The sequence below is a fragment of the Endozoicomonas sp. ALD068 genome (assembly GCF_049310145.1).
Lineage (GTDB): Bacteria > Pseudomonadota > Gammaproteobacteria > Pseudomonadales > Endozoicomonadaceae > Endozoicomonas_A.
In genome coordinates, this window is record NZ_JBLYNU010000004.1 from 3475614 (window position 1) to 3492247 (window position 16634).

Consider the following 16634-nt stretch of genomic DNA (forward strand, 5'->3'; position numbering starts at 1 on the left):
TGTTCTTATTGACATAGCTACCATTTGAAAAGGAAAGGTTTATAGGCTCTTTCTCCAGCAAACTCCCCGGCAAGCAGGTAGACCTGACGCTGAAGAATGGACTCCAGTGAGACTTTCCGTTTTTTATAAAGATGTTTTTTTCGAAAAGTTTCGTGGATAGAGGCGGCTAATTTCCGCTTTATTGCTGCATCCAGTCCTTTTTTATCACTGCATTGTTCTCTGAGTTTGATGACATTGCGATCCACAACCCAGGGACGGTACTCTTCCATAAGGTCGAGTATCAGGCAGGGCTTTCCAGCACGCTCTGTGTGCAGGACACCAGCAAAAGACTCAAGACCTGCATTGATCACGCAATGCCAGATATAGGAAGACAGAATGGCGTAGCCGTAATTGAGCATACTATTGCCAACATCTTGTGCATTACGACCAGTTCTACCAGGAAATGATGCCGGTAAAAGAGCGCAGTCCCTTAATGTTTGCCAGTAGCTTCTAGCTGCAAATCCTTCATGCCCAAGCAGAGTGCTACGCCATTCGCCAGCCTTGGGTAAGTGCATTTTTTTTACATTATCGCTGCTGATGGCCAGCTCCTGACACGCATCCTCCAGTCTTTGTTTGTGATCAGGACGCCTGGCACTGTATTTACCAAAATACTTCAATACTGCCCGCTGGTTTCGAATTTTACCGACAATAAACTGCTGACCCATATGAAGCTGATTTGCCGACTGTGCCAGATATTCAAACTGTTTTTGCCGCACCCGAACCACCGCATGTTGCTGGGATCCCTGAAGGCACACAATACCTCTTGGTCGCCAGTCCATGACAAACAACTTGATCCCACGGAGGGCACATGCGGTAATCATATTGCTGGACAGACTGACGCCGGATTTTGCCACAGTGATAGTCTTTACTCGACTCAGCGGATATTCCTGTATGCACCGGCCTTTCTCACTGACCGTAAGGCGGGCACCGGTGATGCCCAACGCCTGCCCATAGTCGGATACCGTTATATGCATTCTGGCACTCCCTGCTCATAAGCAATCTGGAGGACAGGCTTCATGTTGTCATTAGCGATGTACTCAAAGACAATAGTTTTACCCAAGCGGAGTATTTGAGCATTGCCTTTGTCTTTGCGTGGGAGCGGGATTAAATCGTGTTTAAATATATCCCAGTTGATCAGCTGCTTGTGGGGTAGAGAGGGTTGCAACTCCCAGCTGTATTTGAGATCAGCATTGTTTTCCTTGTTGTACCAATTCAGAAGACTGGATTCCGTTAGGGTTACTCTTGTACGGATACGGTCTTTACTGCCGGGGGCACAGGAAACGCTCATTATTCCATCTGGCAATGGTAGGTCTTTAGGCACTATCAATTCTCTCCAATCATCAAAAAAGGTAATATCGTCAGCTCTCTTGTTTAATGATCGGTCTAAACTGGTGAGATCTTGACTGTTACTGAAATGTGGTAGTTCAACAACTTGATCCCATTGGGTCTTACCCTGATTTTTAGCAAAACCAGCTGCTCCAAAACTATCTACAGCAAGTTGCTGCCAGACAGTGCGACCATCCAATGATGTTCTTCTTACCCGATAGCTGCCACCAGCAGCCTTGATTGGCAGAGAATAAATCTTCCTTACTTTTTTGTGCTGGTGTGCCGTTTCTTGTTGTGTCTCAGGGAAAAGGCGCTGCCCCATATTGCGCCAATAATTTGATGTCAACTCTCGTTTTTTTCCTAAATTGTCGGCGATATCCTGATCGTTACACACTTTTTCCCACTCTTTGTAGCAGGGAAGTGTGAGCTTATGTTTTTCTACCTTGGCTATGGTCGCGGGCAGCTCTGCATTTATTTGAAAGAATTTTCCAGCCAGTACGTCGTCCCTTTTTCTGAAGCATTTGTTTTTACTGTCATAGAGATGAACCTCCAGTTTTTTCTTCTGCGTCACATACATCATTTTTTCCAATGCTGTACAGTGCAGCTCAAATTCTGCCTGCTGGCCGTTTTTGTGTAAAAAAGCAAAGGCAGTGGGTCGGTCAATGTAAGCAGTAACCATATCATTATCACTGAGTTGGGCTTGCAGTTCGTCCAGATTAAGTGGCAATTCAGTATTGTGACTGCGTAAACAGGGATGGAGCAGGGCATAGAGTTGTTCTGCCCCCTTAAGTACTTTGACGCTATTTTCCGGGGTAAAGCCGAGGCGAAGCCGGTCTGAAAAAACCAGCAGGGGGATGAATCGCTCTGCATACAGACCAGCTTTGAACAACCGTGAGCTGGCAAGATCATCTTTCCGGTACAGCGGTTTTTTGCGCAACACCCGAATATCAATGCTCTCTGGAAGCAAACTGTTCAACCATTCTGCCTGTTTCTCGCTGCTTACCGGGGCTATTTTCAGCGCCCTGGCAACAGAAGACTCCATAAGAAGGCTACCACTGACCAGTGCTGCATCAATCGCATGACTGGCGATAGGCTGCGGTGATGCTTTGGCCAGCTCAGGGTGTTGCGATGCCAAAATACCTCGACAGAGCTGTACTGATTCCACCGGTACTTTTACCAGCTCAAAACGCACACGGTTACCCTGAACTTTGCGAATGTAGTGCATGATTCGCTTGGCAAGCCACGCCTGGGTACCGTTGACTCTGGCCTTTCGTTGTCCGGCCAGCAGTTGCAATAGTTCATCTCTAAAGCCGGGAATAAACAACCCATGTCGAATGGCTTGTTGCTCCTCTGCCGTCAGGGTGTGAAAGCTGATAAGTTCTTTTCTGTCGATAAAAGGTTGCGCTTTCTTCCGGATTGTCGCTTCAATTGCCTTAATATCTGAGGTACCAAAGATATTTTCCAAATAGTTGGATGACAGCTCAGACAGTGTATAGGTTGTGTCGCCTTTTTTCTGGTTACCGGTACTACTGACAAATAGCAAGTTGGCTTCGCTGTTGAACACCGTTCCCATGCGCTTTTGAGTATATGAACGGGGGATAATATGATCGTACTCCCCATACCGGCCAAGAGAGTGACCGGTGTAGGCACAGATACCCTGTGAGGCTTCACGAATCCGCTGTTCTTTATCCCTGAAGCGCGCCAGCTCCGACTCACCTCCTTTTTGAGCATCTTTCTTCTTTTTTTTATTGCGTTTGATTGTGTAGAGATCTTCCGCAAACTGGAAACGATTTTCTTCTAAAAGAATAGGGACAACCAGAGAACAATTGTCTGGGGAGCTTTCAGCAATTTGTCGGTTTTTCTCATTAGCGATGGCATAGGCCTGCTTTTCCAGAATACGACCCAACATGCCATCAAAGGGGCGAATACTGTCACTGCTGAGTAGGCAGGCTCTGGCACAGTCTTTGCCGTCCTGATTAACGGTTTTCATCCGCCAGAGATTTTCTTCAGCCGTTGGTTGTGATGAATGGCTGAAACCGGAAGGATCGCTCTCCAGCAGGTTATAAATCTGTGCCAGCTGGAAAATATTACTAAAACGTCGTGCATTTTCCGGAGAGAGGTTCAATTTATCCGTAATGAAATCAGCTACGGTACCTGCCGTATCTGCCAGTTTTAACAGGTCTTTTCCATGCTTGGGCAGTTTTGTTTCCGTCAGTCCGCTCTCAATCCTGTCTCGCAATGATTGAAATTGCAGTAAATGGGTTTTGAGCCTGTTGCCGTGGTCTTTTTGTAATTCGGATGCAAGTTTGCACCAGCCCTTGATAGACCGACCGTTAAACTTTCCACCTCCTATACCCCAAGCGGATTTGAGGTTATCAATTTTTTGCTCTGCCTTGTCACCTAAGTCGCTGCCAATGATTCGCCCCAAGAGTTTAGGGAGCTGGTTGGCTTTTCGTTGAGGTGTACGATTGAGACTCAGTAGCAAATTATTGTCATCTTCTGGCGACCAGAGCCCTTTTCGGGCATCAGCAATTTGCTGATAGTAAGGGCGAGCAATCTTACTGAGAAATGGCTCAGCGTGCTGCGACAGGTGAAGCAGAAGTTCGTCCATGGCAGCTTTGAGTTTATTACCTTTTTCTGGTTTACCGGTGCTGAGGGCTCTGATCTGATAAGGATCCCAATCTCTGCTTCGATCCAGAATCCGCATAAGCAAAATACCGTCTTTATCAAGAGCGGCATCAAGACGGGCAACAGTCTCCGCATGGGGTTCATCAAGCTCAGGTTGATGTCGAAGGATACGCTCCACAATTATACGCCAGCGAGGATAAGCTCGATCTAGCGCACTCGCAGAAAAATAAAGCGTCTTGTCTTTTGGTGGTCGACGGTTGTTTTGATCTTCGTAGGGCGGGATAGTCAGCAGTGGATCAATGGTTAGCATTAAGTTAATGACTGACTGCTGAGTTTTTCGGAGCTTCAGCAGTTTTTGCCAGTTAGCTTTGGTTTGCTGATCACAGTGCCAGTTTTTTATCGAGCGCCAGAATTGCTTGCTAAATCTTTCTTCATCCCAGTAATCACCTTTTTTGCTTTTGCTGAAAGAAGAGTCATTAAAGTAACGACGCAATGTACTCAGTTTTAAATTACTGATGTGGCCAATCAGCTTAGAAAATTCATCCACAGAAAGTGATGTTTGACTAAATATTTTTTTCAATTTTCCGTCTTTTTCAAGACAAATATCGTTGGCAATATTTTGCAGGTAATCTCGACGGTGCAGGTGCCCCTCTTCATGGGCATTAATCCGGGTTTTCAGAAACTCGCACATGTATTTGTGTGCGCTTTCAATCATTTTTTTATCATCTCGCCATTCAGCCGGAAGCCCTTTAGAGAAGTCTCTGGTCTTACCCAGTCGCTCTATAGCCTCGTGGATGGCAGATGAATCTTCTGCAGTCCGTTGTAACCATTCTTCAATATCATCGTATCCCGCTAACTCAGGAATAATATGCTCAAAAGCGGAGGGGGAGCAGGCAGGAGGTTTGGACAGTGATTCATCATCAAATCGATTGAAACCACGACGGTTCAGTAGTCCAAATAAAAACTCTCTGTCTTTTTCTGACCATGTGTATGGATTGACTGCATAGATGTCCTTGAGAATAGTCAGCAGTAATCGCTTGGCCAGTTTGCGTCGGTCGTAGTTCCGCCCCTGATGCCTTACCTGAGTTCTACCCTGTTGGGAAAGCTGGAAGTTGTCATCATCAAGCAAGAGCACATAACCACTGTTCAGAGGAGAGTTACGAGGATCTTCGCCCTGATGGTAATGCATGGTATGTACGCCGGTATATTTGGCACCCAAATCAATGGCAATGGGTGAAATTATTGTTGTCATTACTATTCAGGCTCCCGTGGCCAGGCATTTAGACAGAAAATGATCTGCCCTACCGGTCAAAATAATAATCTATTTCCCAAAAACTCAGGTAATCATAATAAAGCCAGTAGGTCAGGACATAGGTAAAGGAAAGTTCACCCAAGTCTTAGCCTAAGCGACAGAAATTATCGTATACTGCCCACCTTTACCCTCTTTCAACTTTCCAGCAACACAGTACTCGAATGAGCCAACGTAAAATACTTGTCACCAGTGCCCTGCCCTATGCCAATGGTCCTCTGCATATGGGACACCTGGTGGAATACATTCAAACCGATATCTGGGTTCGTTTTCAGAAGCTGTTCGGCAACCAATGCACTTACGTCTGCGCCGACGATGCCCATGGCACCGCCATCAGCCTGCATGCTGAAAAGCAGGGCATTTCGCCAGAAGAGTCTGTCGCCCTGATCAACAAAGAGCGCATTCGTGACTTTGGTGATTTCCTGGTGGAGTTTGATAATTACCACTCCACCCACTCTGAAGAAAATCGCAAACTGTCTGAAGCCATTTACCTGAAGCTGAAGGAAAATGGCCATATCGCCAGCCGCAACATCACACAGGCGTATGACCCTGAGAAGCAGATGTTTCTGGCGGATCGTTATATCAAGGGGGAATGTCCAAAGTGCGGGGCAGACGACCAGTACGGTGATAACTGTGAAAAATGTGGCGCCACCTATTCTCCCACCGACCTGAAAAATCCCAGGTCGGCTATTTCCGGTGCGGTTCCGGTAGAAAAAGAGAGTGAGCACTTTTTCTTCAGACTTTCAGATTTTGATGGCTTCCTGAAAGAGTGGACCCGTTCCGGCACCATTTCCGACGAGATTGCCAACAAGTTGGCTGAGTGGCTGGATGCGGGCCTGCAGGACTGGGATATTTCCCGCGACGCGCCTTACTTCGGCTTCGAAATTCCCGGTGAGCCCGGTAAATACTTCTACGTCTGGCTGGACGCTCCCATCGGCTATATGGCGTCTTTCGAGAACCTGTGCCAGAAAAGAGACGACCTGAACTTTGACGATTACTGGAAAAAAGACAGTGACTGTGAAGTGCATCACTTCATCGGCAAGGACATTGTCAACTTCCATTGCCTGTTCTGGCCTGCCATGCTGGAAGGTACGGGTTATCGCACACCGACCTCCGTCAATGTTCATGGTTACCTGACAGTGAACGGCGAAAAAATGTCCAAGTCCCGTGGCACCTTTATTACCGCCCGGACTTATCTGGAGCACCTGGACCCGGAGTATCTGCGTTATTATTACGCCGCCAAACTGTCCAGTCGCATCGATGACCTGGACCTGAACACAGAAGACCTGGTTCAGCGGGTAAACTCTGACCTGGTCGGCAAAGTGGTTAACATTGCCAGTCGTAACGCCGGCTTTATCAAGAAGCGTTTTACTGGAAAATTGTCTACCAACAACATGATCCCGGAGCTGACAGCCGACTTCCAGAAGACCGGAGAGCGCATCGCAGAACTCTATGAAGGCCGTGAATTCGGCAAAGCCATGCGTGAAATCATGGCTCTGGCTGACAAAGCCAATGCCTGGATTGACGAAGTGAAGCCCTGGGTTTTTGCTAAAGAAGAAGGCAAGGATCAGGAACTGCACGACATCTGTTCAGCCGGTATTAACCTGTTCCGTTTGCTGATGATCTACCTGAAGCCGGTTCTGCCTGCTATGGCGACCAGGGCAGAAGCCTTCCTGAACATAGAGCCTCTGCGCTGGACCGACAGCCAGACCCTGCTTCTGGATCACGGGGTGAACAAGTTCAAGCCTCTGATGACCCGTGTCGAGTTGAATAAAGTCGAAGCCATGATTGAAGCCAGCAAAGAGGTACTTGCCAAAATGTCTGAGCAAAAACCTGCTGAAACCTCTGCCTGCAACGAATGGCTGGAAAAAGAGCCTGTGGCTGAGCAGATTACTTTCGATGACTTTGCCAGGGTGGATCTGCGTATTGCCAAAATTGTCAATGCCGAGCTGGTAGAAGGCGCTGGTAAACTACTGCGATTAACTCTGGATATTGGCGAAGCAGAGCCTCGCAACGTATTCGCCGGCATAAAGTCTGCCTATGCCCCGGAAGCCCTGACCGGCAAGTATACGGTTATGGTCGCCAACCTGGCACCTCGTAAAATGAAGTTTGGCGTGAGTGAAGGGATGGTTCTGGCCGCCGGCCCCGGCGGTAAAGATCTCTGGATTCTTGAGCCCCATGAAGGTGCTCAACCCGGAATGCGTGTCATGTAATCCACAATACTCAATCATACCCTGTTAAAACCCTCCCCCTCCCCACCGAGCTGATTCGGTGGGAATTCTCATAAGGAGTATCGCTTGCTTTTTTCTGACCTGGCTCTGCACGAACGGCTGCAAAAAGCCCTGACTGAAAGAAATTTCAGCGAGGCCACCCCCGTCCAGGTGGCAGTGATTCCCAGAGTGCTGGATGGCAAAGATCTGCTGGTCAGCTCCGAAACCGGCAGTGGCAAGACGGCGGCATTCCTGCTGCCTGCCCTGAATCATTTCGAGAACACTCCAGCCCCCCGCTCCAGCACCCGAATGCTGATTCTGGTGCCCACCCGGGAGCTGGCCCGACAGATTCTGAAAGAGACGGAAGCCCTGGCCCGTTTTACCCAGATCAAAGCCGGACTGATTACCGGTGGCGACCCGTTTCGTCACCAGGTCAATACATTGAGAAAGAATCCGGAAATTCTGATCGCCACGCCGGGCCGTCTGCTTGAGCACATGGAGAACAACAATACCGACTTTAATGATCTGGAATACCTGATTCTGGATGAGGCTGACCGCATGCTGGATTTTGGTTTCAGTCCAGACATCCTGAAAATTGCCTCTGAATGTCGTCAGGATCGACAAACCATGCTGTTCTCTGCCACCCTGCAACAAAAAGGGATGGGTGTACTGATTGACTTGGTTTTGCGAGAACCTGAAACCCTGACCTTAAATACGGCCAGAGAAAAGCATGAGAACATCCATCAGCAGGTCGTACTGAGCGATGATCAAAAGCATAAGGAAAAGCTGACTCGCTGGCTGTTGGAAAACGAGCCTTTCGAGAAAGCCATTGTTTTCACCAATACCCGTAACCTGGCTGACCAGCTGTGCGGTTTCCTTCGCTACAGTGACCTGAAAGCCGGTGTTCTGCATGGTGAGATGGATCACCAGGAACGAAAAAAGATTATGGCCATGCTGGCTTCAGGCCAGATCAATATTCTGGTGGCTACCGATGTCGCAGCCAGAGGTCTGGATATCAAAGGGATTGAGCTGGTCATTAATTTCGATATGGCTCGCAATGGCGATGACTATGTTCACCGCGTCGGCCGCACTGGACGAGCCGGTGAAAAAGGTCTGGCCATCTCCCTGATTGGCCCCAACGAATGGAACCTGATGTCAGGCATAGAGCGTTATCTGAAAACACGCTTTGAAAAACGCTCAATCAAGGAGCTGAGAGGCAGCTGGAAAGGCCCTAAAAAGCTGAAGGCTTCGGGAAAAGCCGCCGGCAGCAAGAAAAAGAAGGTCTCCGACAAGACTAATGCTGGAAAAACACGGCAGCGCAACAAAAAGAACCTGGGTAAGCGCCGTAAACCCGCCAGCCAGGACACCACTGAATCGGTTGATGCCGGTTTTGAGCCTTTAAAACGCAAGAAAAACTAATCCTTCCTGAACCGTTATGAGAGCGGGTTTTCTCAGACTTTAGTCTAGAAAAAACCGCTTTAACCTCAACAAATCCCTTCCTACTGAGAACTTAACTGCACATTCCTTGTCCAATAACAATATAAGCCATTAAAAAATTGGAGGAAGGGAATGAAAAATCTAATAAAAATTAAGCTATTCAGCGTGCTTGTTTGCCTGGCCAGCTTCGTCAATGCCGGAAACTTATGTAACCTGCCCTCAGGGAACTACTCGGGAATGTCTAAAGTTACGCTTGATCGCTCGACCGACAAGGTGGAACAGTTTCAAGTGGAACTGAAAATCGGCTCCGACAATAACAGCTTCGGCTATATCAAGCTGTATGAGCTGGATATGGACTCTTCAGGCACACTCCATCATAACCTGATCAAAAATGAGTATTTCACGTTGAGTGGTTGCAGCTCTGGCGCAACTTTCAAGCTGAAAGGCCCTGAGATCGAGGGTTTTCTCAAGGTGATGAACATTAATCAGAGCCTGGGAGAAATCACCATCACAGGGGCTATCAATACTTATGAAGAAGGTCTTTATGGCGTGGCTCAATGGCTCTATGACAGTGCCGGATCAATGATTGGATCCGAAGGTAAGTACGAGATAGATTTTCGCAGACTGCCCTTGCGCCTGCGCAAGCAGATCTGAGTTGCACTCCCGCTCCAGTGAGAGCGGGTAAACCCCAATGCACAACGCCAAAGACTGCTGTACAATCCTCTGCCCATTTCATGTCTTAGAGGTCTGCAGATCAAAATGACTGATTTTTCATCCCTTGGTTTGTGTAAACCTCTCCTTCAGGCAGTCACCGAACAGGGTTATAAAAAAGCCTCCCCGATTCAGGCCAAAGCTATTCCTATGGTTCTGACCGGCCGCGATGTCATGGCATCCGCCCAGACCGGAACGGGCAAAACAGCTGGCTTCACCTTGCCGCTGCTGCACCGTCTGTCAGAAATGCGGACGCTCAAGAACCATCCTGTTCGCGCCCTGATCCTGGTACCTACCCGCGAGCTGGCTATTCAGGTTGGCGAAAGCGTCGTTCGCTATGGTTCAAACCTCTCTCTTCGCTCAGCAGTCGCATACGGCGGTGTTGATATAGAGCCCCAGGTGGCAGCGCTTCAGGCTGGAGTGGATGTGCTGACGGCAACACCGGGGCGACTGCTGGACCTGATCCGAAAACAACATGTGACCCTGGACCACCTGAAAATCCTGGTTCTGGATGAAGCCGACAGAATGTTGGACCTCGGCTTTAAAAATGAGCTGGATCAGATTCTTGAGGTTCTGCCCGCCAAACGTCAGAATCTGCTTTTCTCTGCAACCTTCTCCAAGCAGATCAAGGTGTTGGCCCATGAGTTCCAGCGTCATCCGGTCAAAATTGAAATAGAGAATCCAAACTCTGCTGCCAGCACAGTCAAACAGTCGGTCTATCCTGTGGATCAGCAGGATAAACCGGAAATCCTCAGCTATATCATTGAAGGTGGCAAGTGGGAGCAGGTTCTGGTTTTCGTGCGCACCAAAAAAGCCGCCGAAAAAGTTGCAGACCTGCTCGCTGACGAAGGTATCAGCGCCACGGCACTGCACAGTGACAAGAGCCAGCCTGTTCGCAGCAGAACGCTGGTTGAGTTTCAGGCGGGTGCTTACCGGGTTCTGGTAGCCACTGATGTTGCTTCCAGAGGGCTGGATATGGATCAGTTGCCACTGGTGGTAAACTACGACCTGCCTAAAGTGCCGCAGGATTATGTGCACCGTATTGGTCGAACCGGTCGTGCTGGCAGCCCGGGGCGAGCGATCTCCCTGATGAACCCGGAAGAGAAAAAACTGCTGGAAGCCATTCGTAAGCTCATTAACAAGCCCCTGAACGTTGAGCCAGTGCCTTATTTTGAGGACGGTGTTAAGGTTACTTTGAGTGACGAGGCGCCCTCCAAAAAGTCTGGCAAGCCGCGCTCAACTTCAGCTCATCCGGGAAAAAAGCCTGCTGGTAATAAAAACAGGCCAGCATTCAAATCCGGCTCCGGCAACACTCGAAAAAAACCTTCCCAATCTGGCAGACCGGTCAAAGGTCGCAGATAATCAGGAAAACCGGCTCCATTGAGCCTCATGACAGCCCCTTATCCATGAGGGGCTTTTCTACCGCCACAGCCCCAGTCACAGGTTATCGCTATGGAAGATGTCATTGATGAACTCCGGGAAGGTGCCGTCGAGGTACCTACACCATTGGAGCTTCCTGACGAAGATGAGATTATCGAAGCTGAAGAGCAGCTGCTGCTTCCGATTCCTTCCGACTTCCGGGAGTTTCTGCTGCAAGTCAGTGACCTTGTTTATGGCTCCATGGAACCCGTTACCATTAAAGACCCCTGCTCTCACACCTACCTGCCTGAAGTTGCGGCCATCGCCTGGGACCAGGGAATGCCCAGAGATCTGCTGCCGCTCTGTGAGCATAATGGCGACTTTTATTGCGTGTCTGCGGAAGGTGAAGTAGGCCTTTGGACAGCAGGCGACCTCTCGGAAACCACCTGGCCTTCGGTCTGGCACTGGGCTAAAGATGTCTGGCTGCAAAGCTAGTTTATGTAATAAAACCAGACCAACCAACAGAGTGTGTGTGAGTATTAACTGCACTGGCAGCCGGTGCTTTCTCTTTGCTATCCTTACCGGCTGGTCTGATTCCTGACCAGAAAGTTAGTCGTCTTTCGCCTGAAGGAGGCTGTAACACACTGCACCGGATTTACGCTCCGGCCAGCAACAGGACCCTATATGTCAATCGTCGTTTGTGCGCTCTATAAATTTGTTACTCTGGATAACTTTGAAACCATTAAGCCTGAACTTCTGAAAGTCATGGAGGGCCATGGCGTTCATGGCACTCTGCTGCTTGCCCGGGAAGGTATTAATGGCACCGTTGCCGGTACCCGAAATGCCATAGACCAGCTCCTGGTCTGGCTGAAAAGCGACCCCCGTCTCGCTGAAATTGAGTATAAGTTATCCTACACCGAGGCGATGCCTTTCAAACGTACCAAGGTCAAACTCAAGAAAGAGATCGTCACCATGGGTGTGGAAGGTATTGATCCCAACCATGTTGTCGGAACCTATGTCGATGCCAAGTCATGGAACGATTTGATCAATGATCCGGAGGTTCTGGTGGTTGATACCCGCAACGATTATGAAGTCCAGGTAGGCACCTTCAAAAATGCGATCAATCCCAACACCGAGACCTTCAGGGAGTTTCCTGAATACGTCAGGGATCACCTCAACCCCGGGCAACACAAGAAAATTGCCATGTTCTGCACTGGTGGCATTCGCTGCGAAAAGTCGACGGCCTATCTGAAAGAACAGGGTTTTGAAGAGGTCTACCACCTGAAAGGCGGGATTCTCAAATACCTGGAAGAAATACCCCAGGAAGAATCCACCTGGGAAGGCGAATGCTTTGTTTTTGATGATCGTGTCACCGTCAATCATCAGCTTGAAAAAGGTCAGTACGATCAATGCAACGCTTGTCGTCTTCCTATAACCGTTCAGGACCAGCTCAGCGAACACTTTGAACAGGGCGTCAGTTGCCCTCACTGCTATGACAGGCACACACCGGATCAGAAGCAACGTTTCCGTGAACGTGAACACCAGATTCAGCTGGCAAGACGACGTGGAGAAGCTCACCTCGGAGGTGAGGTCGGCAATACCGTTTTGAATCGAAGAAAAGCCAAACAGGCTTTTCGTGAACAACAACGCGCTCTGGCAGCCACAAAGCAGTAATACCAATCAAACTTTCTAACTCCCAATTGCGCTGAAGATTTGAGCCTTAATCCTGCGTTGGCGATCGTCGCCATAGCCAAGGCTCAAATCTCCATGCTCACAAGAAATACCAGCCACCTCCCAACAGCATCACAAACAGGATGGCCCATCGATCTGCATCATGCCCCTGCGTCAAGGGATGCTCAACGGCCCTTTTAAAAACACACTTATCTTCTTGATCTATCCTTCCTATCGGTAAACCAGAGCAAGGATAGAATTATTAAATACTTACTCTTTACAGCACTGCTATTACTGTCATTGTCTGTCGTCTTTCAGGCCGAGCCGTCGGGAAGAGATTTTATTGTCAGGCCTGCACAGAATACAGATAATCCAAACCCGTGCTTTTCTATAAAACGAGACCGAACGGTCCGGCCAGGCAGCCATTTTTTTTGGGTACCTGACGAAGTGGTTGTCGGATTTGCGATCACTACTGTGCTATTTAACTCTGGGCATGACCCATCACAATACCGGCCATCAACATCATCATCCGGCCAACAAACCTCACCAGCCACCAGCCACTCCGGGGGCTCTTTTACCAGCCCACTGAACACTGATAATGACGACGGTAACGGAGACCCTCAACAACACCTGCATACTTTCGATTTAAACTGTTATACCTCTCCCTGCCATGGCCTTTGTCAACGGCGACCATTACCCGACAGCACCGAGCCAGGGCAATGGCTGCCGAATTTTGAAGAGAGTTGGACAGACCAGACAGAAGCAACACACGAACAAGACTCATACTCCCATTTAGCCGATGACTGTTTTATTTGTATGGGTCATCTTGAGTTTCCAGAGGCCCAACTCCCTCAATACAATGCGCCTATCGAAACACTGGCCGAACCGGGCATTCAGCCCCAGGGTACTTCTGGCCTTTCTGCCACCGCTGATGGTTTTGCTGTCATTAATGACTCGTTCACTGTCCCGGGCCCTCCCGAAGCGGTCGGGATTTCCATTGCTCTTACCCAGAGAGGCACGTTACAAGCCCGGAAAGAGGATAAAACCAGACAAAAAACCTGCGACGCACCCCTGGTCGGGGCGGATGGCCACACGAAAGCCCTGTCAAATCACAAAAGGAAAGATGACACCGAAGCTCAAACCTGTCCTGAGTGCCAGAAGACCCTGTCAGACGCGAAGGCCCTTTCGAGTCACAAAAGGCAATATCATAGTGGAGAGAAAACCTGTTCTAAGTGTCTAAAGACCTTGCGCAACACTCAAGCCCTGTGGGATCACAGAAAAAAAAATCACAGCGGAGTAAAAACCTGCCCCCAGTGCCAGAAGACCCTGCCAAACACGAAAGCCCTGTGGATTCACAAAAGAAAAGATCACACCGGAGTGCAAACCTGCCCTGACTGCCAGAGGACCCTGTCAAACACTCAATCCCTCGCGGATCACAAAAGTCACTATCACACCGGAGTGCAAACCTGCCCTCTGTGTCAGAAGGCCCTGCCAAACTCGAGAGCCCTGTCGGTTCACAAAAAAAAAGATCACACCGGAGTGCAAACCTGCCCTGAGTGCCAGAAGACTTTGCCAAACGCGAAAGCCCTATCGTACCATAAAAGAAAAGATCACAGCCGAGTGCGAATCTGCCCTGAGTGCCAGAAGCCCCTGCGAAACGCTCAAGCCCTGTTGGATCATAAAAGAAAAGATCACAGCGGAGTGCAAACCTGCCCTGAATGCCAGAAGACCCTGCCAAATGCTCAAGCCTTGTCGTATCACAAAAAATGTCATACTGGAGTGCAAACCTGCCCTGAGTGCCAGAAGACCCTGCCAAATGCAAAAGCCCTGTCGAATCACAAAAGCAAAGTACACACCGGAGTACAAACCTGCCCTGAGTGCCAGAAGAGCCTGCCAAACGCGAAAGCTCTGACGTATCACAAAAGTCAACACCGGAAACGAAAGCTTGATGACTCAAAGTCAAGTGATTGATTTGTGCTTGTCATTGGATCACCTAAACACAACCAGAATGACCCATCGGTCTGCATCATGCCCCTGCGTTAAGGTATGCTCAACGGCCTTTTTAAAAACACACTTATCTTCTTGATCTATCCTTCCTATCTGTAAACCAGAGCAAGGATAGAATTATTAAATACTTACTCTTTACAGCACTGCTATTACTGTCATTGTCTGTCTTCTTTCTTGCCGAGCCGTCGGAAAGAGATTTTATTTTCAAGCCTGCACACAATACAGATAATCCAAACCCGTGCTTTTCTATAAAACGAGACCGACCGGCCCGGCCAGGCAGCCATTTTTTTTGGATACCTGTCGAAGTGGTTGTCGGATTTGCGATCACTACTGTGCTATTTAACTCTGGGCATGACCCATCACAATACCGGCCATCAACATCATCATCCGGCCAACAAACCTCATCAGTCACCAGCCACTCCGGGGACTCTTTTACCAGCCCGCTGAACACTGATAATGACGACGGTAACGGAGGCCCTCAACAGCACCTGCATACTTTGGATTTAAACTGTTATACCTCTCCCTGCCATGGCCTTTGTCAACTGCGACCATCACCCGACAGCATCGAGCCAGGGCAATGGCTGCTGAATTTTGAAGAGAGTTGGACAGGCAAGACAGAAGCAACACACGAACAAGACTCATACTCCCATTTAGCCGATGGCGACTGTTTTATTTGTATGGGTCATTTTGAGTCTCTGGAGACCCTACTCCCCCAACACAATGTGCCTTTCGAAATACTGGCCGATCCGGGCATTCAGCCCCAGGGTGCTTCTGGCCTGTCTACCACCACTGATGGTTTTGCTGTCATTAATGACTCGCTCACTGTCCCGGGCCCTCCCGAAGCAGTCGGGATTTCCATTGCACTTACCCAGGGAAGCACAGTACAAGCCCGAAAAGACGACAAAACCAGACAAAAAACCTGCAATGCAACCCTGGTCGGAGCAGATGGCCACACGAAACCCCTGTCAAATCACAAAAGGAAAGATGATACCGGAGCTCGAACCTGTCCTGAGAGTCAGAGAACCCTGTCAGACGCAAAGTCCCTTGCGAGTCACAAAAGGCAATATCATACTGGAGAGAAAACCTGTTCTGAGTGTCTAAAGACCTTGCGCAACAATCAAGCCCTGTGGGATCACAGAAAAAAAAGTCACAGCGGAGTGAAAACCTGCCCCCAGTGCCAGAAGACGCTGCCAAACTCGAAAGCCCTGTCGGATCACAAAAGAAAAGATCACAGCGGAGTGCAAACCTGCCCTGACTGCCAAAGGACCCTGCCAAACGCTCAATCCCTCTCGGAACACAAAAGTCACTATCACACCGGAGTGCAAACCTGCCCTCAGTGTCAGAAGACCCTGCCAAACACGAGAGCCTTGTCGGATCACAAAAGGAAAGATCACACCGGAGTGCAAAGCTGCCCTGAGTGCCAGAAGACCCTGCCAAACGCGAAAGCCCTGTCGGATCATAAAAGAAAAGATCACAGCGGTGTGCGAACCTGCCCTGAGTGCCAGAAGACCCTGCGAAACGCTCAAGCCCTGTCGGATCACAAAAGGAAAGATCACAGCGGAGTGCAAACCTGCCCTGAATGCCAGAAGACCTTGCCAAATGCTCAAGCCCTGTCGCATCACAAAAGGCGTTATCACACCGGAGTGCAGACCTGCCCTGAGTGCCAGAAGGCCCTGCCAAATGCAAAAGCCCTGTCGAATCACAAAAGGCGTTATCACACCGGAGTGCAGACCTGCCCTGAGTGCCAGAAGACCCTGCCAAGCTCTCAAGCCCTGTGGGCTGACAAAAGCAAAGATCACACCGGAGTGCAAACCTGCCCTGAGTGCCAGAAGACCCTGCCAAACGCGAAAGCCCTGACGGAACACAAAAGTCAACACCGGAAACGAAAGCTTGGCGACTCAAAGTCAAGCGATTGATTTGTGCTTGTCGTTGGCTCA

Annotated in this window: 9 protein-coding genes and 1 pseudogene; 8 read left to right on the top strand and 2 right to left on the bottom strand. The window is 49.2% G+C overall.

Annotation, left to right across the window (positions count from 1 at the left end; translation table 11 throughout):
* Positions 1-17: 17 nt before the first annotated feature.
* Both cas1 and cas9 read right to left on the bottom strand, forming a co-directional pair.
* Complete coding sequence (gene cas1, locus ACO6V5_RS12115; protein WP_422408840.1) at positions 18-1013, bottom strand: CRISPR-associated endonuclease Cas1; 996 nt, start codon at positions 1011-1013, stop codon at positions 18-20.
* Entirely contained in the window at positions 1004-5245 is a 4242-nt protein-coding gene (gene cas9 / locus ACO6V5_RS12120) for a type II-B CRISPR-associated RNA-guided endonuclease Cas9/Csx12 (protein ID WP_422408838.1), read from the bottom strand. Before cas9 ends, cas1 begins: the two co-directional genes overlap by 10 nt.
* Before the next feature lie 212 nt (positions 5246-5457).
* Between cas9 and metG the strand changes: the two are divergent.
* The 8 genes and pseudogenes from metG to ACO6V5_RS12160 form a co-directional block, all read left to right on the top strand.
* Positions 5458-7515: pseudogene (gene metG / locus ACO6V5_RS12125) on the top strand (methionine--tRNA ligase); the annotation flags it as partial.
* A gap of 84 nt (positions 7516-7599) precedes the next feature.
* Positions 7600-8931, top strand: a complete 1332-nt coding sequence (locus tag ACO6V5_RS12130) for a DEAD/DEAH box helicase (protein ID WP_422408836.1) — start codon at positions 7600-7602, stop codon at positions 8929-8931.
* Positions 8932-9081: 150 nt separating this feature from the next.
* On the top strand, positions 9082-9603 hold the full coding sequence (locus ACO6V5_RS12135) for a hypothetical protein (protein ID WP_422132822.1): 522 nt from the start codon (positions 9082-9084) through the stop codon (positions 9601-9603).
* 105 nt (positions 9604-9708) lie between these two features.
* Positions 9709-11022, top strand: coding sequence for a DEAD/DEAH box helicase (locus ACO6V5_RS12140; protein WP_422408834.1), 1314 nt, complete (start codon positions 9709-9711; stop codon positions 11020-11022).
* 90 nt (positions 11023-11112) lie between these two features.
* Positions 11113-11514 carry an SMI1/KNR4 family protein gene (locus tag ACO6V5_RS12145; protein ID WP_422408832.1) on the top strand — a complete coding sequence of 134 codons (402 nt, stop codon included), beginning with the start codon at positions 11113-11115 and terminating at the stop codon, positions 11512-11514.
* A gap of 189 nt (positions 11515-11703) precedes the next feature.
* Positions 11704-12693 carry a rhodanese-related sulfurtransferase gene (locus tag ACO6V5_RS12150; RefSeq protein ID WP_422132819.1) on the top strand — a complete coding sequence of 330 codons (990 nt, stop codon included), beginning with the start codon at positions 11704-11706 and terminating at the stop codon, positions 12691-12693.
* Positions 12694-12990: 297 nt separating this feature from the next.
* Entirely contained in the window at positions 12991-14661 is a 1671-nt protein-coding gene (locus ACO6V5_RS12155) for a C2H2-type zinc finger protein (protein ID WP_422408829.1), read from the top strand.
* Positions 14662-15029: 368 nt separating this feature from the next.
* A complete protein-coding gene (locus ACO6V5_RS12160) occupies positions 15030-16613 on the top strand; it encodes a C2H2-type zinc finger protein (RefSeq protein ID WP_422442256.1) in 1584 nt (527 codons plus the stop codon).
* Positions 16614-16634: the final 21 nt, after the last annotated feature.